Origin of the sequence: Photorhabdus sp. RW14-46, assembly GCF_963887965.1 — a bacterium.
Taxonomy (GTDB): domain Bacteria; phylum Pseudomonadota; class Gammaproteobacteria; order Enterobacterales; family Enterobacteriaceae; genus Photorhabdus; species Photorhabdus laumondii.
In genome coordinates this window covers 56,162-79,476 of record NZ_CAWPHH010000017.1, presented here as the reverse complement: position 1 = coordinate 79,476, position 23,315 = coordinate 56,162, and the positions used below count along the sequence as shown (strand labels likewise).

Annotated in this window: 28 protein-coding genes and 1 pseudogene; 6 read left to right on the top strand and 23 right to left on the bottom strand. The window is 41.6% G+C overall.

Annotated elements, in window-relative coordinates:
- Nucleotides 1-62: 62 nt before the first annotated feature.
- From AACQ38_RS14670 to AACQ38_RS14660, 3 genes are all read right to left on the bottom strand, one after another.
- Nucleotides 63-1,916, bottom strand: a complete 1,854-nt coding sequence (locus AACQ38_RS14670) for a phage tail protein (protein WP_165578456.1) — start codon at nt 1,914-1,916, stop codon at nt 63-65.
- A 429-nt stretch (nt 1,917-2,345) separates the two neighbouring features.
- The gene (locus AACQ38_RS14665; protein WP_011147943.1) at nt 2,346-3,263 is read right to left on the bottom strand and encodes an AEC family transporter; all 918 of its coding nucleotides are present in this window, start codon (nt 3,261-3,263) and stop codon (nt 2,346-2,348) included.
- Between the two features lie 386 nt (nt 3,264-3,649).
- The gene (locus tag AACQ38_RS14660; RefSeq protein ID WP_207631874.1) at nt 3,650-3,988 is read right to left on the bottom strand and encodes a hypothetical protein; all 339 of its coding nucleotides are present in this window, start codon (nt 3,986-3,988) and stop codon (nt 3,650-3,652) included.
- Between the two features lie 491 nt (nt 3,989-4,479).
- Here AACQ38_RS14660 and AACQ38_RS14655 point away from each other — a divergent pair, with 491 nt between their 5' ends.
- On the top strand, nt 4,480-4,722 hold the full coding sequence (locus AACQ38_RS14655) for a hypothetical protein (RefSeq protein WP_165578455.1): 243 nt from the start codon (nt 4,480-4,482) through the stop codon (nt 4,720-4,722).
- A gap of 115 nt (nt 4,723-4,837) precedes the next feature.
- On the opposite strand, the gene AACQ38_RS14650 is transcribed toward AACQ38_RS14655, so the two are convergent.
- The 4 genes and pseudogenes from AACQ38_RS14650 to AACQ38_RS14635 all read right to left on the bottom strand — a co-directional run bounded on the left by AACQ38_RS14650 (nt 4,838) and on the right by AACQ38_RS14635 (nt 7,864).
- Nucleotides 4,838-5,497: a CoA transferase subunit B gene (locus tag AACQ38_RS14650; protein ID WP_165578454.1), complete on the bottom strand. Its 660-nt coding sequence runs from the start codon at nt 5,495-5,497 to the stop codon at nt 4,838-4,840.
- Between the two features lie 2 nt (nt 5,498-5,499).
- Nucleotides 5,500-6,159: an acetate CoA-transferase subunit alpha gene (gene atoD, locus AACQ38_RS14645; protein ID WP_011147940.1), complete on the bottom strand. Its 660-nt coding sequence runs from the start codon at nt 6,157-6,159 to the stop codon at nt 5,500-5,502.
- Between the two features lie 47 nt (nt 6,160-6,206).
- Nucleotides 6,207-6,560, bottom strand: a pseudogene (locus AACQ38_RS14640) (sigma 54-interacting transcriptional regulator); the annotation flags it as partial.
- A gap of 224 nt (nt 6,561-6,784) precedes the next feature.
- Entirely contained in the window at nt 6,785-7,864 is a 1,080-nt protein-coding gene (locus tag AACQ38_RS14635) for a hypothetical protein (protein WP_165578453.1), read from the bottom strand.
- Between the two features lie 36 nt (nt 7,865-7,900).
- On the opposite strand from AACQ38_RS14635, the gene AACQ38_RS14630 reads away from it, so the two are divergent.
- The 3 genes from AACQ38_RS14630 (at nt 7,901) to AACQ38_RS14620 (ending at nt 9,403) form a co-directional block, all read left to right on the top strand.
- Complete coding sequence (locus AACQ38_RS14630; protein ID WP_278249250.1) at nt 7,901-8,032, top strand: hypothetical protein; 132 nt, start codon at nt 7,901-7,903, stop codon at nt 8,030-8,032.
- Between the two features lie 556 nt (nt 8,033-8,588).
- Nucleotides 8,589-9,032 carry a hypothetical protein gene (locus AACQ38_RS14625; protein ID WP_207631873.1) on the top strand — a complete coding sequence of 148 codons (444 nt, stop codon included), beginning with the start codon at nt 8,589-8,591 and terminating at the stop codon, nt 9,030-9,032.
- 158 nt (nt 9,033-9,190) lie between these two features.
- Complete coding sequence (locus AACQ38_RS14620) at nt 9,191-9,403, top strand: hypothetical protein (RefSeq protein ID WP_165578451.1); 213 nt, start codon at nt 9,191-9,193, stop codon at nt 9,401-9,403.
- 195 nt (nt 9,404-9,598) lie between these two features.
- Here the strand turns inward: AACQ38_RS14620 and AACQ38_RS14615 are convergent, their stop codons facing one another.
- Nucleotides 9,599-10,594 (bottom strand): hypothetical protein, encoded by a 996-nt coding sequence (locus tag AACQ38_RS14615; protein WP_165578450.1) that lies wholly within the window; start codon nt 10,592-10,594, stop codon nt 9,599-9,601.
- A gap of 431 nt (nt 10,595-11,025) precedes the next feature.
- Here AACQ38_RS14615 and AACQ38_RS14610 point away from each other — a divergent pair, with 431 nt between their 5' ends.
- Together AACQ38_RS14610 and cspE are read left to right on the top strand one after the other, a co-directional pair.
- On the top strand, nt 11,026-11,160 hold the full coding sequence (locus AACQ38_RS14610; RefSeq protein ID WP_278249249.1) for a hypothetical protein: 135 nt from the start codon (nt 11,026-11,028) through the stop codon (nt 11,158-11,160).
- A gap of 671 nt (nt 11,161-11,831) precedes the next feature.
- Complete coding sequence (cspE, locus tag AACQ38_RS14605) at nt 11,832-12,047, top strand: transcription antiterminator/RNA stability regulator CspE (protein ID WP_165578449.1); 216 nt, start codon at nt 11,832-11,834, stop codon at nt 12,045-12,047.
- A gap of 204 nt (nt 12,048-12,251) precedes the next feature.
- On the opposite strand, the gene AACQ38_RS14600 is transcribed toward cspE, so the two are convergent.
- The 15 genes from AACQ38_RS14600 to AACQ38_RS14530 all read right to left on the bottom strand — a co-directional run bounded on the left by AACQ38_RS14600 (nt 12,252) and on the right by AACQ38_RS14530 (nt 22,791).
- Nucleotides 12,252-12,644, bottom strand: coding sequence for a CesT family type III secretion system chaperone (locus tag AACQ38_RS14600; protein WP_165578448.1), 393 nt, complete (start codon nt 12,642-12,644; stop codon nt 12,252-12,254).
- Nucleotides 12,641-13,576 carry a YopT-type cysteine protease domain-containing protein gene (locus tag AACQ38_RS14595; RefSeq protein ID WP_165578447.1) on the bottom strand — a complete coding sequence of 312 codons (936 nt, stop codon included), beginning with the start codon at nt 13,574-13,576 and terminating at the stop codon, nt 12,641-12,643. The genes AACQ38_RS14600 and AACQ38_RS14595 overlap by 4 nt, the downstream gene beginning before the upstream one ends.
- 154 nt (nt 13,577-13,730) lie before the next feature.
- On the bottom strand, nt 13,731-14,348 hold the full coding sequence (locus AACQ38_RS14590) for an HrpE/YscL family type III secretion apparatus protein (RefSeq protein WP_011147928.1): 618 nt from the start codon (nt 14,346-14,348) through the stop codon (nt 13,731-13,733).
- On the bottom strand, nt 14,327-14,953 hold the full coding sequence (locus AACQ38_RS14585; protein WP_011147927.1) for a Yop proteins translocation protein K: 627 nt from the start codon (nt 14,951-14,953) through the stop codon (nt 14,327-14,329). Before AACQ38_RS14585 ends, AACQ38_RS14590 begins: the two co-directional genes overlap by 22 nt.
- Nucleotides 14,953-15,663 (bottom strand): type III secretion system inner membrane ring lipoprotein SctJ, encoded by a 711-nt coding sequence (gene sctJ, locus AACQ38_RS14580; RefSeq protein WP_041380318.1) that lies wholly within the window; start codon nt 15,661-15,663, stop codon nt 14,953-14,955. The genes AACQ38_RS14585 and sctJ overlap by 1 nt, the downstream gene beginning before the upstream one ends.
- A 33-nt stretch (nt 15,664-15,696) precedes the next feature.
- The gene (gene sctI / locus AACQ38_RS14575) at nt 15,697-16,035 is read right to left on the bottom strand and encodes a type III secretion system inner rod subunit SctI (protein WP_165578446.1); all 339 of its coding nucleotides are present in this window, start codon (nt 16,033-16,035) and stop codon (nt 15,697-15,699) included.
- 75 nt (nt 16,036-16,110) lie between these two features.
- Nucleotides 16,111-16,677, bottom strand: coding sequence for a YopR family T3SS polymerization control protein (locus tag AACQ38_RS14570; protein ID WP_165578445.1), 567 nt, complete (start codon nt 16,675-16,677; stop codon nt 16,111-16,113).
- Nucleotides 16,670-17,023 carry a YscG family type III secretion system chaperone gene (locus AACQ38_RS14565; RefSeq protein ID WP_112894506.1) on the bottom strand — a complete coding sequence of 118 codons (354 nt, stop codon included), beginning with the start codon at nt 17,021-17,023 and terminating at the stop codon, nt 16,670-16,672. Before AACQ38_RS14565 ends, AACQ38_RS14570 begins: the two co-directional genes overlap by 8 nt.
- A gap of 2 nt (nt 17,024-17,025) precedes the next feature.
- A complete protein-coding gene (gene sctF, locus AACQ38_RS14560; protein ID WP_113024608.1) occupies nt 17,026-17,280 on the bottom strand; it encodes a type III secretion system needle filament subunit SctF in 255 nt (84 codons plus the stop codon).
- A complete protein-coding gene (locus AACQ38_RS14555) occupies nt 17,234-17,485 on the bottom strand; it encodes an EscE/YscE/SsaE family type III secretion system needle protein co-chaperone (RefSeq protein WP_165578444.1) in 252 nt (83 codons plus the stop codon). Before AACQ38_RS14555 ends, sctF begins: the two co-directional genes overlap by 47 nt.
- A complete protein-coding gene (gene sctD / locus AACQ38_RS14550; protein WP_011147920.1) occupies nt 17,482-18,750 on the bottom strand; it encodes a type III secretion system inner membrane ring subunit SctD in 1,269 nt (422 codons plus the stop codon). The genes AACQ38_RS14555 and sctD overlap by 4 nt, the downstream gene beginning before the upstream one ends.
- Entirely contained in the window at nt 18,747-20,600 is a 1,854-nt protein-coding gene (sctC, locus tag AACQ38_RS14545) for a type III secretion system outer membrane ring subunit SctC (RefSeq protein ID WP_278249248.1), read from the bottom strand. Before sctC ends, sctD begins: the two co-directional genes overlap by 4 nt.
- Nucleotides 20,588-21,010, bottom strand: a complete 423-nt coding sequence (locus AACQ38_RS14540; RefSeq protein WP_011147918.1) for a YscB family type III secretion system chaperone — start codon at nt 21,008-21,010, stop codon at nt 20,588-20,590. The genes sctC and AACQ38_RS14540 overlap by 13 nt, the downstream gene beginning before the upstream one ends.
- 14 nt (nt 21,011-21,024) lie before the next feature.
- Nucleotides 21,025-21,858, bottom strand: a complete 834-nt coding sequence (locus AACQ38_RS14535) for a T3SS regulon anti-activator ExsD domain-containing protein (protein WP_011147917.1) — start codon at nt 21,856-21,858, stop codon at nt 21,025-21,027.
- 114 nt (nt 21,859-21,972) lie between these two features.
- Nucleotides 21,973-22,791, bottom strand: a complete 819-nt coding sequence (locus AACQ38_RS14530) for a helix-turn-helix transcriptional regulator (RefSeq protein WP_011147916.1) — start codon at nt 22,789-22,791, stop codon at nt 21,973-21,975.
- Between the last annotated feature and the right edge of the window lie 524 nt (nt 22,792-23,315).

Sequence of the window (23,315 nt, the reverse complement as noted above, 5' to 3'; positions counted from 1 at the left end):
TAGAGTACAATTGCTTTGATAATTAAGGCTCCCTTTTAGGGAGCCTGATCCTGATTACATTATTATGACTTCTCAGGTAGTTGCACACGAATATTAATTACTCTTCCGTCTGGAATATCGCATGGTTCAGCATCATGGTAATAAACGACTTCTCCTGTTGCAGTCACACTTTTGACACGCTTATTTTGAGCAAATTCCGGAGCGTCTTTATTTTGACGATGGTAACATTCGATGGTTATATCGCCGTTGGTTGTGTCTACCGATTCACGCACCCAAATGAGATTTAACCCGTTGCTGTCTGCCGGAATGATAGTACCGCCGTGAATTCCCCACTCACCGTCTTTGGCAAAACCATTGCAGCCTCTGATACGATATTTCCCTGTATCTATACGCTTAACCGTCACTCCTTCAGCTTCGCTGGTTAACTCGTAAGTTCCGTCTGGATGAATATCTACAACTGGGCTGGATACTCTGAGAATGCCGTTAGCGTCGGAGCGGGCGTTTTTATCTGTCCAAAGTCGGCTAACTTTTGTGTTTCCACCTCCATCATTTCCGTGGATAAAGCTAATACCGGCATAGTCATAATGCGCGACAAATCCTGCCCATATGTCATGCATTCTTGTTATATAGCCGCCCGACCACGCATATCCAATACCACTATCATTCCCTGAAAATCTGAATGCATGACCACCCTGCGGCAATGATTTTATCCATGCGGTAAGATCACTTATATTCGCTTGATTAATATACTTTGGCTGGATAAATTCAGATCCTTCGGATTTTGCATATGCCCCGATATCCGCCGGCGTTGGTTTGTTTTTCGTTGTATAAATATCAGTCCAATCTTCTTCAAAGCCATAATTATCACGAGCAGAGCGATAAGCAATCCCGCCGTTTCTGTACTGTACTTTCAACTGAAAAGCTGGGCAGCTTCCTGCGCCATTATTGAAATGAGCGATATGCTGAGAATCTATTCCAGGTCTCAGCAAGTCATATAACCCGGTGTCTGCATTCCAAGGGACTGGATTATTAACAGAGTATCCGCCTGCTAATCCGAGTCTAAATGCCCCAACATCCGCTGCTGTTGGTTTATTTTTTGTTGTATAAATATCAGTCCAATCTTCCTCAAAACCATAATTATCACGGGCGGAGCGATAAGCAATCCCGCTGTTTTTGTACTGCACTTTCAATTGAAAAGCTGGGCAGCTTCCAACGCCATTATTGAAATGAGCGATATGCTGAGAATCTATTCCAGGTCTCAGCAAATCATATAACCCGGTATTTGCATTCCAGGGGACTTGATTACTAACAGTGTTGTTTCCTGTTAATCCAAGCCTAAATGCCCCCACATCTCCAGCGTTCAGACTGATATCCCCGGTTAACGCTTTCCCATTAATTTTTCTACTATTCGGTACCGCATTTTTAGCTAAATTGGCGGTTTCTGCTAAGCCGAGATTTTTCACAAACGCATTTTTATCAGGAATGTCTGCGCCATTTTGGTTTTTTGCTAATCTGTTGTTAGCATTATCATTTACATCAGAAACAAGTTTTTGAGTGACCGCAAGTGAATTACTGTTGCCTGTTTTATCTGTGAGTTGAACAATTCCTTTCTGAGTTAGTGAAGCACTTGGAGTTTCTGTCGCGATCTTTTTTTCTAAGGCTTTATTTAACTGAGTAGTGAGTTTGACTATATCCCCATCATCCAGAACATCATCGCCATATTGTGTCGCGATAAAATTAGCTATTGTAGACGATATTGCTGAAGATTGACGTAATACCTTATTGAGTAAATGAGTGGTAATATTCTCTGGTGGAAATCCAGTCTTTAAAGCCGAGCTTGTTTCATACCCTTCTTGGCTGACTACGTTAGCATTATTACTAATAGAAAAAGCTTTAAAATCATTCTTGGGACTCATATACTTTCCTCAAATTAAATAATACTATTTTATAATTAACATATTGAATTATTGTAAAAATAACTCCCGCCAACTCATGCCGATCATAGTCTAGTTAGGAATGAGAATAATGGAATATTCTTATATCTTATAAGATTAATTATTTTTGTATGGTTGATGGCAGTAAATAACTAGAAATTTTTTAACCAAAAACATATTAAAGCTATTTGTATTTAATATATGAAATTTATACTTATATTTCTTCCTGCGGTGTTTGTCAGACGTACGGTATATTTTTTTGTTTTTAGCGATTGATCAGATTATTCAAAACGGATTGACTTATATTAAGCGGCCTACTATGTGACGTGGTTATTTAGTAATAGAAAACATATTACATTTGTTCTGAATAATATGTTTTCTATATCATGACGCTCTGTTTTATGCCTATTCCTATAACTTCATATTGCCAAGAATTAAAGTTACAGTAATAATGGATAATAACGTTGTCCATGTAATAATAGATGCCATTGCCTCATGATCACCACCCATTTGTTTAGCTAATATATAAGCATTGCCGGCACAAGGCACTGCGGAATATAGAATAGCGATGTTTGCGGAAGCGCCTGATACACCTAAATATTTTATTATCAATATGGTGATGAGTGGCATTAAAACCAACTTAAGTATAGTCGCATAAGAAATCGAAAGTATCTTTTTTATATGCATGCTGATGATCAATCCAGCTCCTACGGACATTAAGCTTAATGGTGTAGCTGCGTTCGATAAGTAAATAAAAAGTTGTCTGATTGGGCCGGTAATATGAATGTTAAAGTAGTTTAGCAATACTCCAATAATTGCACCAATAATTAGCGGGTTTTTAGCTAAAGCAAGGATAGCACCACCCAGATTTTTCTTACTTCCGTGACCATAATGATTCATTACGAGTACGCTCATAATATTGGTAATAATTATCATATAGGCCACAAAAAATCCGGATAATGCAACTCCCTCACTGCCGAATAGTGATTGTGAAAGTGCTATAAAAACATATGAATTATATCTAACTCCTCCTTGGAAAATGGATGTAAATAGATCTGGTGTAGTGTTAAATAAAAATCTACCGATGAAAATAATAATAGCGATTATTATTGTTGAACTTATGGTTGATACGATTGGATAGAAGTTGTCAGAACCAGAGAAATTAGCCTCACTAATATCTAATATTAATAAGCAAGGAAAAAAAAGATAGTAAACAAACTTATCTGAAAAATTCCAGAAACTAGAAACGTCCTTTATATATATTTTAGATAGGAAGCCAAGAGTAATTAGCAAGAATATAGGTAGAATTGAAAAGAAAACATTTAACATCTGGTGGTCCTTTTAGATAGAAAAAACTCTATGCTCTATTTGATTTAAATATCGATGATTCCAAAGGTTAGGTGAGATAAATACGCGTTGTAACCACCGTAATGGTGTTCCTATATTATCAAATGTTGGGGTAAATTTATCTCTTGAATGCAAAGTTAGCCGGTTGTCTATATAGACTAACTGCCTATCTCAATAGGGCTATTTTATTTGCCATTTTGAACCTGGGCAGTGCTCAAAATCCTCACGTACTACGTGTACGCTCCGGTTTTTCCGCGCTGTCCGTGTTCAAACTGCCTGCAACAATTACGCCTATTGAGATAGGCTCTAAATCCCCTAGGGTAATACATATTCCTACCGCATTTATTTTAACCGAAGCGTAGAATTTTTCAATAGGGTTCACCAATGAGTGAGGTTATGCCCGTTAAAAGATTTTCACTAATATTCCCTGATTTTGCTGAGGGGGTGTATTGGTTTGGCGATGGAGAGAAAAAGATTTCACAATCGGTTGGAACATTCTTTAATATAATATATGGTCTAGGGTTTATAGATGTTCGTTGTTTATTTAGGGCTGATATTACTCTTGTAGGTAAAAAAGACATCATGGCGGATTTAACTAAATGAATATATAAATCACTACCGGTAGGATCGTAATCAATTTTATTTAATGCTAAAAAGAGATCCTGTTTTTCTTGCATGGTTAATTTAAATATATTTTGGTAATCCATTTATATTCTCTTTGAAAAATAATAATGTTAGTTAACCCTAAAAGTAGGAGTATATTACATATATTATTCTTCTTTAAAACCAAAATTAACGGATAGTGTGATTTTAATCACCCAAAATAAAATGATTATATCTGATTTTTTTAAATCTTAAGATGTGATAAAAATCACCTTTTTAATAGGTGATGATCACTGTAGCTAGATAGTCTAAAGATTAAGTGCAATGTATTAATGGAAAAATAAATTAATTTATCTCTATAACTATAATTGACAAAAACTATAAAAATCATGTGCTTGAATTAATGCCTCTATATTAAATGGGCTGACATGACTACAATTATATGTTAATTGTTTCATTAAATAAGAATGCTAAGACTCTTCTTATAAAAACACCTATACAATTTTATGAGAATTCAATAAGTATTTATACCCAATAGATTTCAAGATGCATCGCAACGGCAAGGGAGCGAATCCCCGGGAGCATAGATAACGATGTGACCGGGGTGAGAGAGTGCAGCCAACAAAGAGGCAACTTGAAAGATGACGGATATATTATAATTATTCTATGCTTCATCTGGAATAAAGAGACCGCTCTTGAAGGATTATTACTTCATTTTATTAATATTTTAGTGGTTATTTGTTTTAATTACAGTCATTCCAATATCTTCAAATTTCTTGATGTGATTATTGATAATGATAATGATAATGATAATGATGATGAGTTATCTGGTTTATGAGCAGTGATAATAATGAGCAGATTCCAGCAGCCATTGCCTCACATCTGAGCTGTCTAGATTAGTGGAACGGTAGGATAGTACTGATAAAATCAGCTAATGATACTGCTAATTAGGCTTATTTCTTCTGTATCGGAATAGGCATGATTTTGAGATCATGCGCGATACTAAATTCTGCTTCGGTTTTTTCCCGCAGAGTCTCTAATGTGACATTTGGCGCATGTTCTTTCAGAATTAACTGGCCTTGTTCAAAGCAGAAGACGCCTAATTCAGTGACAATCATGTTGACTTTGTTGATGGCGGTAAGTGGCAGAGTACACTGCTTGAGGATTTTTGCTGAACCGTCTTTGGTGCAATGTTCCATTGCAATGATGACCTTGCGCGCGCCAGTGACAAGATCCATTGCTCCTCCCATACCAAGGACCATTTTCCCCGGTACCATCCAACTGGCTAGATTGGCGTGTTGATCAACTTGCAGACCGCCCAGAACACAGGTATTTACGTGACCACCTCGGATCAAAGCAAAAGAGAGGGCACTGTCAAATATGGCAGCGCCGGGCAGGATACCGCAAGGTTTTCCGCCAGCGTTGACCAGATTGGGATGTACTTCTGTAATCGGTCCAAGGCCCAGTATGCCGTTTTCTGACTGGAGAGTAATATGAATGTGATCAGGCAGATAGTTCGGGACTTGCGTGGGAATGCCGATGCCAAGATTGATCACGTCGCCATCTTGTAGTTCGAGAGCAACACGGTGGGCAATGACTTGTTGAGTATTCATTATTAGTTTTCTCCTGGATAAACGATGTAGTCGATCAATGCGCCGGGTGTTATAACGCAGTCCGGTGTAATCTCACCGACTTCAACCAACCTGTCCGGTTCGGCAAGTGTGATGTCCGCTGCCAAGGCGATCACTGGGTTAAAATTTCGGGCGCTTAACTGATAGGTCAGATTACCGTGGTAATCGGCAAGATGAGCCTGAATCAACGCGAGATCGGCGCGTAGCGGGAGTTCCAACAAATAGTCTGTTCCATTGAGGGTGATTTTTTGTTTCCCATTTTCGACAATAGTACCCACTCCGGTTGGGGTTAGAAATCCGCCCAGACCGGCTCCTCCGCAGCGAATACGTTCGATCAACGTACCCAAAGGAACCAGTTCTACTTCTATTTCTCCAGCAAGCATTTTGCGTCCGGTTTCCGGGTTAGTGCCAATATGTGAGGTGATAACTTTTTTCACCCTGTTATTAACCACAAGGGGGCCAATGCCGGTGTCGATACGGCCAGTATCATTAACAATCAAGGTCAGATTTTTTACACCGGAGTTCAGCAATGCGGTAACCAAGTGAGGAGGTGTACCTACGCCTATAAAACCGCCAGCCATAATGGTCATGCCGTCATAAAAATGCTCCATAGCTTGCTGTGTGCTAATGAGTTTATTTTTCATATCGATTCCTTATATAGGATATATGGATATAGGCGCATATCAGTAAAGCGGTTGGTTGCTGTGATCAAACGAATGTCGGTTTTAATGGTGTGGCTGCCACCAGGACATTCGAACTCTTTTTCATGGCTGAACAACTCGTTTTCGGGTAAGGACTCCGGTAAAGCCCCACAGTTAATTTTGATGAACGGTCCTTTAGCCCGCGGACTATTATAATGAATGGCTTTAGCGATTAGCCCTTTACCGGTACCACTTTCACCAGTAATTAATACTCTGGCGTGGCTACGGGCAATTTTCGCGCTGTCACAGCACAACGCCATCATTTTGAGGCTGTTAGTTAAGATCCGATCCCAACCGTAGTTGTCGGATGAGGCACGGCGTCGTTGATTGACTTCCTGCTTCATCAATTAGCCTCCGAGAAATCTCGCTGTTCAGGATATAGGGGGAAAGGCGGTGATTGGAAGTATAGAAAGCGTTGCCGAATGGGAGCAAGGGGGAAAATGGGTAAGTGTGAGGGGCTTCTAATGGGTTTGGTTCACTTTAGCCTTATAGGTGTATGGCGTAGGGATGATCTGTTAATACCGGGAGGCACAGCATTATATTCAATGCCGTGCTTTGAATACATTCACTAAGATAATTTTAGGTGAGGGTTTCTAAGAGAAATAGTTATCGTTCCGACCTGATTACCGTTGCGGATATCTTTTCCATAATTAAAATCAAAATATTTCATCTGATCTCCGGTTTCTACTACCTTTCCGTTAATCGCTGTGAAATTTTTACGTAGCAATGTATTGAGGCCATAAGCATTAGCATCTTTTGGTGCAACATCAATGACAACTTTTCCTGTATTCTCTTTTCCTTCAGCCATGAAATTGAATACACCTTTAGGGTAGTTTTCTCTGTGAATATTTAATGGAAAGTGGATGCCATCTATAGAGTTGAGATTTAATGAAGTTGCTCCGGCTTTTAGAGTGAAATTTGTGTCGAATAAAGGTTGACCTTTTTCATCTAAATCAGTTTTTATTCTTAATTTTTGAGAAGTTATGGACATCTGTGCATTATCTTGTAAGATAATATTGCTATTATATATATCGATAAAATGACTTTTAAGCATAGCGTTAGAGTATTCTGTGATAAAGAAATCACAATTTAGTGAAATATTAGTTTTTAGCACTTCATTATTTTCTTGTGTTTTTTCTACAGTCCCCACAACCTCTACAGTAAGCTGGCTTTTTCCTGACATAGCCACTGTTGATTCTTTTAATTTTGTATTTATGTGGTTGCTAATTCTTACAATACCAGCATTTTCTATTTTGAAGGTACTTGAGTTTTGTAGTTCAATTCTATGTCCATGTTTGCCTGAAATTTCACGATTAAGATAAAAGTTAACAGGTTTTTCTTTTTTTCCAGATATTATGAGATTTCCTGATGATATTTTTATTGTTTTTGATAAAGTTTTATTGCCCGGATTATCTTGGGCAGTCTGTAGTGGACTAAGAATAGGCCACTTAATATCATAGTCGCTAGGGCGATCATTTTTATCAAAAGACAGTGTTAATGTATTTTCTCCAGCATCCATTGTGAAGGTGGTGCCAATTTCTTTATTAAATGAGTATATTGGAGGAATAGTTTTGTTATCATACTCTTCAGTGTATGTTTGATCTCGATCCGGATACCAAATAAAAGAGTTTTCAGATTTTTCGTTCATTTTTAGCCCTTAGTATTGATTTTTCATAATTAAAATTTGTTTAACATAAATATAGTTCAAAATAAGTGGATTTCAAGATGGATCGCGACGGCAAGGGAACGAATCCCTGGGAGCATAGATAACGATGTGACCGGGGTGAGAGAGTGCAGCCAACAAAGAGGCAACTGAAAGATGGCGGGTATATATTAGGTACTTTATAGCAACGCTTATATTTCACCAATATACTTTCTGTGGTGGACTAATCATTTTTCTCGTCCATTTTGCAAGTTGCAAAGGAGAAAATTCTAATTACTATGCGTTTCATTTTATTGTTAGGAATAATTATTGTTTAAAGATATTGTATACAGGATAAAGGATTTAATTATGGAATAGTAATCAGTTCGAGGTAATATATCTTGTTTGCATTATGTACTTTGCTTGGATAATAAAAATATCCAATCTGATTGTTTAAAATAATTTTAAAAATTAGTGGAAAAGAGTGGGGCTTAAGCTATAGTTAATTACTAATATAACATGATAGATAAAAATAATTATTTACTCTGTAAATAAAAAATAGAGTTTACCATTTGAAATTGTCTTTAAATTTAAGGAGGAGATAAAAGATTAATTCATCAACTTAATTAAATTAGATATAGTATTTTATATTTGGATGTGAATATTAATTTTATTCAAAACTTTATCGTAATTTTTATTTAATTTATTAATAACATAGGTGAATGAAATGATGGAAAAATTAGATGCTGTTGATGCTCAGAAAGTCCTTGATTCGTTAAAAGTAACAACTGTTAAAATGATTCACAATACCCTGGAAGATGCGTTGCGTGCGACAGTCAATGACGTGACCATACCTCCGATTATAGATTCAGGAAAGATGCAGCCTAGAAATACCCCAATTCCATTGATAAACCGTCATAGTGATCCTAACGATGTACTTCTATACAGAACTGTAACTGATGACGTAGAAGATTCTCAGAATATTTGGGTATTCCAAGATCTAGAAAGTGATAAAAATATTATTAAGTATCATGTTGGTAAGACGTTTAAATTTGAAAAAGCGAAAGAAATGAGGGGCGTTAATGGGGGCGGTGGAGGTAAGCTTTTAGTATTTAAGCTGAGTGATCCAAAAGATAAAGCCTCTGTTGTTCCGACAATATACAATGAGAAATAATGGTGTGCCAAGAAATATACTTTCTTGAAGAGTCCCGTCGTTTTTAAATTTTAGTTCAAGGTTACGCTTCATTAACTGACGCCAAACGCTTGGACAATTTAAACTAAGCGACAATTAAAGTCTGAGCCCTATATTTAGTGGGGCTCAGGCATTTTAATTTGTATTTAATCTATACCCTATGGATTTCAAGATGGATCGCGGCGGCAAGGGAGCGAATCCCCGGGAGCATAGATAACTATATGACCGGGGTGAGTGAGTGCAGCCAACAAAGAGGCAATTTGAAAGATAACGGGTATAATGGTGATTGTCATCGTGAATATGTTCTTCCTGATATTGCTCTTTTAGGATGGATAGTAGAAATGATGAGATAATATTTGGTGTTTGCAGAAATAGGAACCAGTTTATTGGGAATAATATAGAATATAGAATATAGAATATTGCAAATTTGCATTATTGATGTTGAATGGTAGTGGTACAGTGCCTGATTCAGCATTGTACCATAAAGAGAAAAATTAATTCTTACCTGCTGCGTATTTTACCTTTAATTTCCGATATGATTGCTATTGTTATTTGAGTGATATTATTATAGTGTTGACTTGCTGGCCTTGGCGGGTTACTGCTCCATAGCTATAATTAAAATATTCTTTAATTCCTATTTTATGATCGACAGCTATGAGTTTTTGCTTAAATATTTCATCCCAAAAATTAGTATCCGCCAAGCGTGGATCTGGGATATCAATTATTAATTTTCCTTTATTCTTTCCTTCTGTAGTAATAAAGTTGAATAAACCTTCAGGATATTTTACGTAGACAAGATCAATCGGAAAATTGATTCCAGTAAAAGATGATATATTTAATTTTGGGGAGCCAGCTCTGAGATTGAATTTTGTTTTTACTTCATCTATGCCACTTCTTAACATTATACCATTGTTAGATAAATTTACGACTGAATCATCACATATGTTTATATTACAATAATTGAAATTTCCATCTCCTAAGTAGAGGTCGCTACTCTCAAGAGTGAATTGAGATGACCCATGCAGAGAAATATCACTTGCTAGGAAAATAAAAGCGGGGGAATCTGACAGTATCTTTTTTATTTGTTTTATTTCGAATTGGCTGTTTCCTGACATCGTTAGTTTAGGATATTTATTTTTGTCTAAGGTGATATAATCGATAAACATAAATACAGTTCCTGGATTTGTGATTTTTAAAATACCAGAATCTTTAAGATTAAGACTGGCATTTTCAGCACATCCCAAATAAGCAACTGTATGATCTCTATTCTCTGATGTATAGTCTACTTTTAATGTCCCTGTGGATATATTTAAGTTAAATATTTTACCATCGTCGGCCATATTTCCATGAAATACTGGCCAATAAATAGGTGTTTCATCAGAGTCATTTTGTAATGTTAATATTTCATCCTGAGCTTCCATGGTAAAATTAGTATTATCCTCTTTATCAAAGGAACTTGATGGTGGTAGTTTGATGGTTTGGGTTCCATCTCTTTTGGTGTATGTCTGAGATATATCAGGGCTCCAAGTAAAACCTTCGCTCATTTTAAACCTCTCATAGGAATGAATATTTTTTCATAATTGAACATAGTTAAAGTAAATATAGTTCAAAATAAGAGGGTTTCAAGGTGTTGAATGAGATTATTGTATATTTTACCATTTTTTATCTTATTGAAAATAAATTAAATCGGATTAAATAGGTTGATTTTATTTATAGTCGATAAATTTTGTTGTGATTTTGTTATTGTTTTATACTGGAATTAATTATTGTCATTTTTCCATATTGCTCTGTCTAATTAATGCTTGATGAATGAAAATTCATATTTAATTCATTGGAATCTTATAGGGTAAATAATATCATTCTAATGATAACCATTTGAAATCAATATGCGGTTTTTCTCATATTATATACCCAATGGATTTCAAGAGGGATCGCGATGGCAAGGGAGTGAATCCCCGGGAGCATAGATAACTATGTGACCGGGGTGAGTGAGTGCAGCCAACAAAGAAGCAACTTGAAAGATGACGGGTATAAATATGAAGAAATTTATATTAGTTGCATTACTTCTCGGGATTGCGTCTGTCGCAAACGCAGGCAGTGGAGCCGATAAGTCTATTGAACTCACTGATCAAGAGTGTATTGCGAAGTGGTTCTAGTGTTTCCCAGTCTTGTGATGTATTAATTTGGAACATCGGAGATACTACTTGCGCTATTACAGCACAATGTCATGTTGCCCATGGACCAACTGTCGATAACGGTACTCGGTTTTTCCCGTATCCTAAGGTATCGCAGCTCGTGAACTGCGATGGTTATTTACAGACTAGATGTTAGCTTTATTTTCATTAATTTTAGGTTACGGGTTGTAGCCTGATTAGGATGTTAGGGAGGAATGGTAAATTCAAACTCAGTGCCGTAATCTCGGCAAATAGGGCTTGTGGATAAAAACCTTTCATAATTAGCTAGTTATGGCTATGGTAAAGCCATGCAATATGGATAAAGCCGAAATTTAGGATAAATGAGAACACTAATAGAAAAAAATAAATGAAATTAAAATTTGCTAATGACCAATCAATGTGATTTAATAGCGTCACTGGTTTGGAAGTACAGACCTATTTATGAAAAGTATTAATGAAAAGTATTAAAATTAAAGCAGTTCACCATTTAGCGTTATCCCTGATACCACTTCATTGCGAATTCCTTCTAATTAGTACCCATAAGTAAAACTGAAAAACAGACCTCATAACGCCTTATGGCAACTTAATAAATTTAAAGGAAAATTCTATGTCTAGTTCAATGACTGGTTCAGTAAAATGGTTTAACAACGATAAAGGTTTTGGCTTTATTTCCCCAAAAGATGGTAGCAAAGATGTTTTTGTTCATTATTCTGCAATTCAGAGTAATAATTTCAAAACATTGGAAGAAGGTCAGGAAGTTTCATTCGCTATTGAGAATGGCGCTAAAGGCCCATCTGCGGTAAATGTTATCGTATTATCTTGATTTAACTTAGCAACTTTACGATAGCGATGAAGGTAATATCCTGAGTAGTTAAAGTTGTTAATAAGTAAAAACCCGCTTAGTTGCGGGTTTTTTGCATGGCGGCAGTAGCATTTTGCTTGATTATTTTGCCTTGGCTGTTTAATGGGAACCAAATATTGAAGCTCCCATTGAATTTATATTCCGGTAGTGGTTTGTATTTCGCGATCAAACCCGCATCAAGGAAGGCGGCAGATTTTTAGGCTGTTGGGTTGTGTCAGGTGTCAGGCGCTGCTCAATATCATCAATAAAGCGTTCTAACCAAGCTTGTAGTTCCGCTATATCTACTTCGGCCAAGGGGCGTTGTGACCATAGAATGGTTTGTCCATCCAAATCACCTTGAACATGAGCTGGCCAATGTTGCCCAAAAAGATTGTTGGCATGACTGATTTCAGACCCTAATTCGCAGAACAACTGTAGCCAGTTGTCGTGATAACAGCCAATCAATACTTGAAAATGTCCGTCAACTTCCAAAGTGTAGATACCATCGTCGGTAGGGGACGCGGGCACTCCAAGTTTAGAGAATAGCGCTTCTATAAGCTGGTGATAGTCGTGTGTCATCGTGTTTTAGGCTCGAAGTTGGAAACGTAGAAATTTTGTCCCAGCCCAATTTCCTTGTTGTACATGGATTTGGACCAGAAATCTTGAGAGAACCAGTTGGAGAATGAGGTTTTATCCGGGAAGTTGAACTCGCCGAAGTTAGGATCGAAAAAGGTAACCCCCTTCTGGTCATCTACATAGGCAGCCACGGTGTGCCCGGCCATTTGTCCTTCAAAACTGATCTTCTTGTAGCCTGATCCCTTATCACCTGTATCCAGAATGGCGTTTAATAGCTCTTTTGTACCTTTGTTGCCAGTTTCGCCGTTTGCATCAAGCTGGCTTCGTGGTTGGATACCGTTCTCGTGGAGCCAAGATTCGGTTATTTGGTTTTGCTCGGCATATGGATCCAGGCCATCCATCTGTAACTGCTTAATGGAAACCAGAGAGTCGATATGGAATTGGCCTTTCTGGCCGCCGACGTAAAGCTGATCGAAGACACTTTCCCCTTTGGCATGAGCGCTTATCCAATGAGCTGATATGGATTCACAAACCCCGCCGGAGGTGTCACTATGTTTCATGATTTGATCCAGAAAGGTCCCTTTAGTCTGGGCGAACTTGAAGGTGATTTCGCCGCCGTGCTTACTCGCAGAATTTCGAACACTCCCTAACGTGGTGCTCACCGCAAAGTGAACGATTCTGTCTTTTATCATGCTGAACGAGAAGCGGCTCTCTTGGTTCTTCTTGCCATCAGTAGTGAGTTGGCGATCGAGCATGGAGTGGCCCGGTAGATTGCGTTGAATCGCCGCTGAGAGGCGCTCTAATAACCCGGGTCTGGGGGAGGAGACTTTCAGGGATTTACCCGACAGTTCACCCTGTGGTTGATTAACGGCTGTGGTATCGAGCTGCTGGGTAGGAAATATTCTTTGGTGATTAATACTTGAGATGGGAGACAATGGTCACTCCTTAAGTGGTTTTTTGAGATAGATGTTTGGATATTAAGTAGAGTGAATCATAATGTTTTGTCGAAATAGAGAATATTAATAACGGCAGAAGAAATTTTCACTTTCCGTCGAAAACCGGTTATCTCTTTGAGGCGTGATGGCATCGTCAACTTTGCCATTGGTTATTGATGGCTGACATCAGTGCTTCTAATTGGCTATCCAGACTGGCATCAATGATCCCGACTTCTGTTTCTAAAATACAGCCCCCTTGATCAAGACGCTCATCAGCAGTGATCTCTAAGTAGCCGATTTCAGGGAAATCTTTGTGTACCCGTGATATTTGTTCGCGAACTGTTGCGGCCTGTTCAGGATTAACGCGCAGGATAACCTGTTTTTGGTTACTGACTAATGACAGGGCCTCACGCACTACCTGTAAGGTGAGGGAAACTTGGTCATAATTCTTGAGGATTTTACGTACAGCCTGCAAGACTACATTGCTCATCTGTTGCTCGACCTGCCGGTAATATTGTTGGCATTGCAACTGGGTTTGATGAATCAGGTTAGCTTGTTCTGCGCGGGCAGCATCAATGCCTGCTTGCCAACCTAACTCTTTTTGTTGCTCATACACTGCCTGCGCGTCACGTTCAATTTCTTGTGCCTGGAGCCGGGCAGCCTCAAGCAGAGATTTGGCACTGAGGCAGGTCTGATAGTCCGCTTTACGCAGTATCTGGAGTTCAGGAGACAGTTGAAGATGCCCTGTCGTTATTTTAATAAATGGTAACATTCTGTGTTCACTTGCTTAGCCAATTTGAGACACAATGCTTGTGCCAACGGTCGTTCTGCCTGGCTGACAGGCCAGGCTGCGAGGTTTTCATAAGAGGGAAGCCGCAGGCTCAGGCGCTTAGCGAAATCAATAGGAGGAGACTCCATCGCCGTTAGCCAGAACTGTAAGGCACTGGTACGAAAATAGTTTGCATTGATTTCTGGTGGTAACGAGCGCTGCCAGCCAGTCGGCCAGTTGCCGATAATGATGTCGAGATACTTTAAGCAGAAGCGATGTCCCTCTTTTCCTAGTGAGTCATGCAAGTGGCGAAGTTCTGTCGCCATCAGACAATGGCGGATAGCTTGCCCATGAAGTAAAGCGCCTAGCCAGGTAAGAAGTTGTTCTAAGCACGATTGCTCTAACAGGGCGATGTTTCCTAATCCAGTTGGTAATTCATAATCCACATTGAGATCAAATTGGGTTAGCAGTAGTCCATTAAGCCTGGGAGAGTGTCGCCACTCAGGTAGAGAAGATAAGACGGTAAGCCATTCTGGGGATAGATGATCAGAATGAATATAGCTGGCAGGGCAAAACCGAAACTGATAGGGCGTTAATGCTGTTACCATTATTGTATCCTGCTGCGGTGCCACAGGAATTGTGCCAGATTGCTGATAAATAACAGGGCTAATAATAGCACCAACAGCCCAATCAACCGTCCCTGTGACTCTTCCGTCACTTGGATAGAGAACAGAGTGGAGTAGCGTGGTGCCAACGGTACCTGACGCACGCCCGCGGCGGGCACTAATACGACACTGATCCGATCATAACTCAACCCTTCAATGCTGTTATTAACCAGTTGCTTGATTTGAGGGATGTAAGTGTCGAGTTGCACGTCCGCTGCGTGTTTAATAAACACCGAGGAAGAGGCTGGCGATAGCTTTTTGCCCAGTCGGTCTTGCTCTTCGGGTAAAACAACGTGTACCCGGGCGACGAGCACGCCATCGATCTCGGAAAGTGTTCGGGCAATCTCCTGTGCTTTGGCAAAGTTGAGCCGTGCCCGCTCCTCTATTGGTGAGGAGATAAGGCCGTCCTTGGGGAAGACATCTTGTAACGAAGAGAAGTTCTCCCGTGGATATCCTTTACGTTTGAGCACTTCAACAGCTTGTGCCACATCAGACTCTTCGACTAACAGCTTGATATTGCCATCTTTGTCTGGCTGCTTATCAGAGGAAATGCCCGCTTCCCTGAGCAAGGCTAACATTTCGTTGCCTTCTTTTTGGCTCACATCGGTATAGAGTTCGATTTTACAGCCAGTTAGCATCAGGACAGCGAGCATAACGCAGATTATATAGTGTTTCTTCACAGCTCCTCACTGGGCTTTCATTAGGGTTTCAATGTTTTGATTGAGTCGTCCTACCGTTTTGGCAATCAGCTCTTCTTGCAGGGTGATTCGCATCAGAGACCACTGCATTTGCATCAGGCTGTTAGGATCACTACCGGGTACCGCCAGCTGTACTTCCAATTCCTGTTTAGCCTGAGTAAATTGTTGTCTGAGCTGACCCAATTCATTGATCAGATTGTTTTCAATCCCCTGATCTTGATTGGACATAGCGTGTTCAAAACTCGCAATATTTTCGGCACTGGCCTGATGTGTATTAAGTTCATCCAGGCTGGTGATCAGTGTCTCGCTTATCTGTGGTAGATCCATAGTTCCTCCAAATTTGAGGTGTGTGCAGTTTATTTAGGTTGTCTGTCCTTGTTTCATGGTGTTGTGGCTGCTCCATTATTCTTCCAAATCGGGTTTGTGTGAGTTTCGTATCAGGTTATCCACCATACCGTTACGGGGGATCAGCGTTTTTAACTCTTGTCGGATAAGGTCACTCAGGTACTCATTGCCAGGAATAGGCTTAATTTCGCCGAGTACCTCAAGAAGAACCGTCTCCTGTTGTCGACCTGTGGGGGCGAATTCACGAACAATCTTTCTAAGTTCTGGTATATCCAGTGGTGGTTTGATGTTGCCTGTCAAGCCACCAAACTGCGACCATAAGCGCTCTTGTACCGGGGCAATCAGCTTGGCCTGTAACTGAGCACGTTGGGAGGGCTGTTGATCAGACGATAAAGCCTGATACCACTGCCATATCACTTTGCGTTGTGTCGCTGGATCGAAGTCGCCTAAAACGTTTTCCAGCGGTTCTCCCTGAAGCCAGCGTTGCTGGCGCTCTTTCAACATTTGCTGATCGGGCGTGGTTTCCAGTGCTTGCTCAAAGCTGTGCTGGTGCTTGGAACTGACCGAAGGCTGTACCGTTGGTTGCGACACGGTGTTATAGGATAGCCCTTCAATCCTATTCATGAGCCAGTTGTTCCCGCATGCCGTCGACGAAGGAGAGCAATTGTGGATCGTCACTGCCAGCCATTCGCGTCAGTCTCTGCTCTAGGGCTGATGCCAGACCCAAACGCCACTCGCACAATGCTAACCAAGGTTCCAAACTTGGCCAGGGAAGGTCCCGACCAAAATCCAGAGCCTGTTGATATTTGCCTTGGTTCGTTAGAGAAGAGAGCCGAATCAGGTTTGCGGCTTCTTGCCCTTCCTCGTCTGACATCAGCCAGTCGGCAATAATATTGGCTTCGTCATGGCAGTGATGGCCGCTTCCAACCAGAGCAATATCTGCCAGTAACCCTTTGAGTGAACGTGTCATGATTAGATCTTCTGTAATATTCCCTGCATCAGGTCTTTCATGGACCGGGTGACAGTAGAGTTAATGTTGTAGATGACCGACCATTTGTTAATCTTGTGTTGTAAATCAGCTAGCAGAGCTGGGTTGTCGGGACCCTTGCTGAGTTCGGTGATTGCATCATTGACGTCAGTGTTGGCTGTGTTAGCTTGCGTCTTCAGCTGGTCAGCAACCTTATCGAGGGTATTGACTGTTGTTGCGGAAGTAAAAATTTGGGCCATGATGGTCTCCTTCTGTTGTGTTAAGTATTGTGATTGCAGCCTGGATGGCATCAGCCTCCAGTTGCCATTGTTGGTATTCTTGTACCGAACCTCCACATCTCAGGCGTTGTTTGATATCGTTCAGCGCCTGAGAAAGGCGATGTTGTATTTCGTTGACATAAGTGGGATCCGCACCAAACAGTCGTGCTTCCAGGGATGTCATCATGAAGCTGGGCTCCTGTTAAGTTTGACGATAAATTGTTGCTTACCCTTGGTAATAACAATCGCATCTTGACGGATGGCCTCGATTATTAAACCGTTTTCTGTGGTTGCTCCAACCGGGTAACGCAGGTTGTTTTTGAGTACCACATAGGGCACACGCCCGAGAGAAACGGCCCGGACGTCGAAATTGAGCTCATCATTGCGGGTGAGCTGCTTATTATTCAGTAATACCAGTGCCGGCTGGTTGCCGAATTCTTGCTTAAATACCTGCTGTAAGCGGTAGAAGTTATGCGTTTGGTGTTCATCCAGTTGACCTATGAACTCGATACGATCATTTTTATCCTTGTAGGTCAGCGTGTCAGGTAAATCATGTTTAGCCAATAACATATCCAGTCGCTTGAGGTGGTTACCGGTGAACCGCGTCTGGTTTTCTATGCCAAGCAAACCAGGAACATCACGTTTGAGTAGTGACTCGATATTGTTCCATTGCTGGCTGGTATCAGTGACTTCGCCTATAAGGCGGATCCAACCGGGTTGTTTACCATCGCTACTTTGGATCTGGGCATAGCCTAATTTTTGTAAAATGAAATCTACCCCCTGACGTAACTCTTCCATAGTACGTAACTCCAGCCGATAACTGAGAGAGTGGGTATCAAGATACTGTTGCAGGGCCAGCCGTTGGTGGTTGAGAGCCACATAACCTTTGAGCAACGGCGGCCCGTGATTGGGCATCATTTGTACGCTCACTTGGCGATAGGCTGAATCACTACTGAGAAAACGGCGTAGTTCTTGCTCGGCTATGCCATTGGACATGTGGTTTCTTTGCCACCCTTCATGTCCAAGTAGCGCCAGAAGACCGAGTGCCAGTACCAGACAAAGTATTAACATTCCGCCTGCTACCCGGCTGCGATTTTGCCGGGCAGGGCGCTGTGGTGTGACCACGGGTTCAGCTAGTTGGCTTGGGAATGTATGTTGCTGGTCACAAAAAGCCCACAATAACGGGCCAACTTCCTGACGGGCCAGCGCTTGCAATGTCGCACCCGGTGACAGCGGTTCGCCATTCTGGCTTGGTGCAGCTTCCCCGGCCCATTCTAACAGGCGAATTGAGTCTGGTTCGACTTCTAAGATCAGGTGCACAGGAGCAACATCTTCATCCACCAGAACGATATCTGCCTGTAGGGGGTCTGAGCCGATGGCTAAACGCCCCTCAGCTAAATTGACCTCAATACTTTTATTCAGTCCGCGGTAAAAGCGAATTTTCCAACTCATCTATTCGCCTTATTTTGTACACGAACACACCAGGTTTCTTTCAGTGAACATTGCTGTTCAATGACTCGCCATCCGTAAGTGTTACCCATTCGGCATGAGTCTAAAAATGAGCTTTTACCTGCTTGTCGTAGTGTTTCTTGTATTTGACGAGCTGAGGATAATGGTTGGCATTGTGCACTCCCTAGAACTTTGCCCAACGATAAGCTCTGATTAGAGATATCCTGTGTTGCCAGTAATCCAGGGCGTAGATCTTGTCCGTTACCAAGAGCCAGATAATGGGCTATCCCACTATCAATCAGACGTGGCTCAATAATGAATAACCGTACTGATCGCCGAACTTGCTCGCTGGTATTGCGAAACAAGACACCCAGATAGGGGATATCGCCTAAAAATGGCACCTTGCGTGTTATTTGACTCATTTCGTCGCGGTAGATGCCACCAATCAGCAGACTTTGCCCATGTCCAACTCTGGCAACGGTATCGACGACGGTTCGGCTGATGGTCGGGATGCCATCCTGTCCTGAGCTATTAGGTTTCTGGTTACCATCCTCAATATGCAGGTCTAAGCTGATTTCAGGAGAATCGCCTACTTGGATGACTCTGGGGATCATGCGTAGCATAGTGCCATAGGTAAGGCTTTTAAGCTCGGCAACCCGTTCGCCATTAACTTTCACGTAGTAGGTTTCATTGTTGTCAATGACGGCTTGCGTATTCTCCTGCGTTAAAAGCGTTGGGCGGGAAATCACCTGAGCGCTTCCTTTACTCTCTAGTAAGGTGATTTTGGCGAGCAGGTAATCCAGACCACGGCGATCAACCAGGCTACCTAATGCGGCTGAACCGATGCTTTCACCTTTTTCTTTGATCTCTGTTTTTTCCCTGGCAGACGTTGTGATATCAATGATATGGCGAGGCCCGGTGTTGATGCCGACTTGCCAGTCAACTCCCAGTTCTGAAAGGTTGTTTGCGTCGATGTCGACGATGGAAAGGGCAACTTCAATCCGGGCGGAGGGTTTATCCAGTGCGTTGATTAAATGGGCGTACATGGACATCCTTTCCGGGTTATCCCGTACAATGATGGCATTTAGGGAGGGTTCTGCTTGTACGACTGCACGGCTTGAGTAGCTTTCTCCCATAGAAGGAGATGATGCTTCACCAGTAACAGCAGTTACATTGGTATCACTGAGCAGGCGGGAGAGAATGGTGGCTATGCCCGGTGCCTCAATACTGGTATCACGATACTGGATCTTGCGATCGACCACTGAGGCGTATTTGAGCGGGAAAATTTCCACTGTCAAGGCACCCGTTTTTTCGCTACGCAGCAATGACTGCTGTTCCAGTGCGGATGTAGTCTGATCAACCAGTTCAAGATAACGAGGAGGGCCTGATACGTAAACCAGTTGGTTGCTTGGATCAGGACGCCAACCAAAGCGTGGCTCCCAAATACCGGAACGTTTTAGGGCTTGCTGTAACTCCGTTGCGTTGGTTCGTTCAAGTTTAAGCAGGCGCGATTGTATTTCACTGTTTTTGAATACATAAAGCACGCTCCCGTCGTAGTACCAGACCAGATTATAGAGAGAGGATAAATGTTGCAGGAATTCCTGGGGAGTGTCCTGCTCAAAATGGCCGTTAACTTGATCGGTCACCTTGTCGCTGACAACCACTGATGCTTCATAGTTGGCACCGAAATTAACCAGTACATCCCGCAAGCTTTCTCCTTTTGCCAGATAGCTATAAGGCGCAGGAAACCAATCCAGATCTTGGCTATAAGCAGAGGGGAGCATCACACCGCTGATACTCAACGACAACAGTAGCGAACGGCATAGCTTTTGAAATGGTTTCATGGTTGCCATATTGCCTGTTTCCATTGAGGGGCAGATTGGGTTTCCGACAATAAAGCCATGACTTGTTCCAGTAGATCGACGTGCAGAGTTAGCATCTGTTCTAGTATTTGAACATCCAAACTATCAAGGTTAAGGCGTGCTTCCAAAATAAGATTCTCTGATTCATCTAAGGTCAATGCATGGGGAGCATGGCGTCCCCAGCGCGTAACTTGTTGCAATAGTGTTTTCAATAATTCAGCGCCTGACGGATCTTTTGGGTTATGGCGCCAGCTTAGCGGGCTGGATAACACAAGTTCAGTTCCCTGTTGGCGAAAAAACAGGTTGTAGTTATCAATGTGCAAATGGTAATGCCCTTGTCTATCGGAAACAAAAGGCTTCTGGCCTAAACGACTGGCCAAATGATTGAGTAGAGTTTGCATGTTTCCTCTAATAATTAGGTCGTCGATTGCCAGTGAAAATTGTCCTGTGGCAGGCACAGGAAACGGGCACAGAGCCATTTTTGCAAGTGAGTAGCCGCCTCGGTGTCATGCTCTAAAGTAGTCAACCACGCCCAACAGGATGACAGTGCTTCGGGAACCGGCATAAAAGCGGTTAGGTCGCCGCCAGTTTGGAGGGCATCTAGCCCAGTAAACCAGTTGGGCCATGCTTCGCGCGCCTGAGTTTCCGTTGTCAACAGCCGTTTTTCTAATAGTTGCTTGCGTTGATTAAGCGCTGTTTGCAAAGATGTAACCTCTTTATGTTGTTGTTCCCGGCATTGAGACGAGACGCTTTCGGCTTGCTGCCAAAAATGCGCTTTAGCATGCAGTTGCCGTTCTTGGATTTGTAACTGATCAAATTCAGTGAACCAGAAGTCTATCTCTGGCTCCAACAAACGGAGCCACCAGTCAAATAGCGGCTGTAATACCCAGTGCTGTAAAAGATGTCTGTCAGCTAGGTTTATGCGGTCACCCAGTACCTTATTCCAGTCACATTCCAGTTCTGCCGCCGCTCTGATGAGTTGTTGTAAGTCATCACGCCGCAAAGCTTGCCCGCAATTTAACCGTCTACGAAACCAGACGGACTTCATCAAGCTTTCCAGCAGATGTCTGGGTAGCAAACGCTGTAATAAAATAAACTGTTGGCTATTAATAATGTCTCTATTCTGATACTGAATAGCCGATGATTTTCCGAGTAATTGATCCCGGCGTGGAATTCCCGACTGCGTGACAGAGATCTTGCGGCCAAGAAACATGCTGGTTCGAGTCTGATTATGGTCTTGCTGGCTCATGCTATGCTCATCTTGCTGCTAGTCACTCTTGTCGATTAAATTGGGGATGGCCTTATTTTATCTGTCAGGCCAACGGTTAACTTGTAAAAAACGTCAGATTATTTTAGCCAATCGTTACTCTTTGCCATATCTGGCTCGACTGGGCGTGCAATTAAAGCGTCTCCGATAGCTTTGAGTAAAGTAGGATTGGCTGGAAAATCCTGCTTCCATCGAGATATCAACAATACTCATCTCGCTATTGAGTAGTAGCTGATGTGCATAAAGAATGCGGCGTTCACTGATCCAAGCGCGTGGTGATATTCCGTATACCGAACGGAACAGCTCCTTGAAGGTGGTTAATCCCATACCAAATTCTTTAGCGAATTCACTGAGTTTCCACTCCTTAAGGTAGTGATTCTCCATAAAACTCTGTAAACGTTCCACTTGGCGATTGCTCAATTGTCGTAATACTGACATGAGCAAAGTACCTTGTTCTCCAAATGCTAATAACAATAACAACTCTTCTGTTCTGAGTTGACCCAACGCTGTGGGGTAATCATGAGCCAATAGATCGACCAGCCCATTTATACTTTGAGATAACAGAGGGGATGAGGTAAATGCAATTAATTCGGGTGTTGACATGTTGTGTCGCTCGACTTCACTGAGCAGAGTACCAAAGCGTTGCAGAAACCCGTGGAGGAAAGTCGTACTCAGAGGCAACCAGAGTAGTTTGCAAGTATCGCTACGCGTTTTTGCTGCATAACTGCCACGACGAACAAAAAGCAGCTCGTTGTGGGAGATATCGTAGGTATTGGTACTGTCCTGCCATGTCATTTCACCTTCGAGCAGGATATATATCCCTTCTTGGGGGTGCTCTATAACGTTAAAGGCAGGCATGCTACGTTGGAGTCGTGAGATATCCATTCCCTTCCCTGATGTTGTGATGCCGTTCATTCTATTGTCCTGGATCTGTTGGTGTTATGTCTTAAAAATACAAATCAGATTATTATTAATAGATATTTTTTTTGTTTCGCTGCCTGGAATAGACAGTGAAGAATAATTTTACGTATTTAACCTGATGGTTAACTATAGCATCTTTTAATTAAAATGATTTTTGCTAGTGGGCCTATAATGTTCTTTGGGCCGAATACTGTATTATTCTCACGTTTTATAAACGCTTTATAAACGCTTTATAAACGAAGAGTGAAAAGCGATCAGTTTTTTGCACGATAACGATTGCCTGTAAATTTTTCACCCTTAGTTATACCCTATGGATTTCAAGATGTATCGCGGCGGCAAGGGAGCGAATCCCCGGGAGCATAGAGAACGATGTGACCGGGGTGAGTGAGTGCAGCCAACAAAGAGGCAACTTGAAAGATAACGGGTATATAAACCGAGTCTTTTGTCTTGACTGATATTGATAGTTATCTCCTTTTATTCAGGCAATCTATTAGTGATTCATAATACGTTAGTAATTG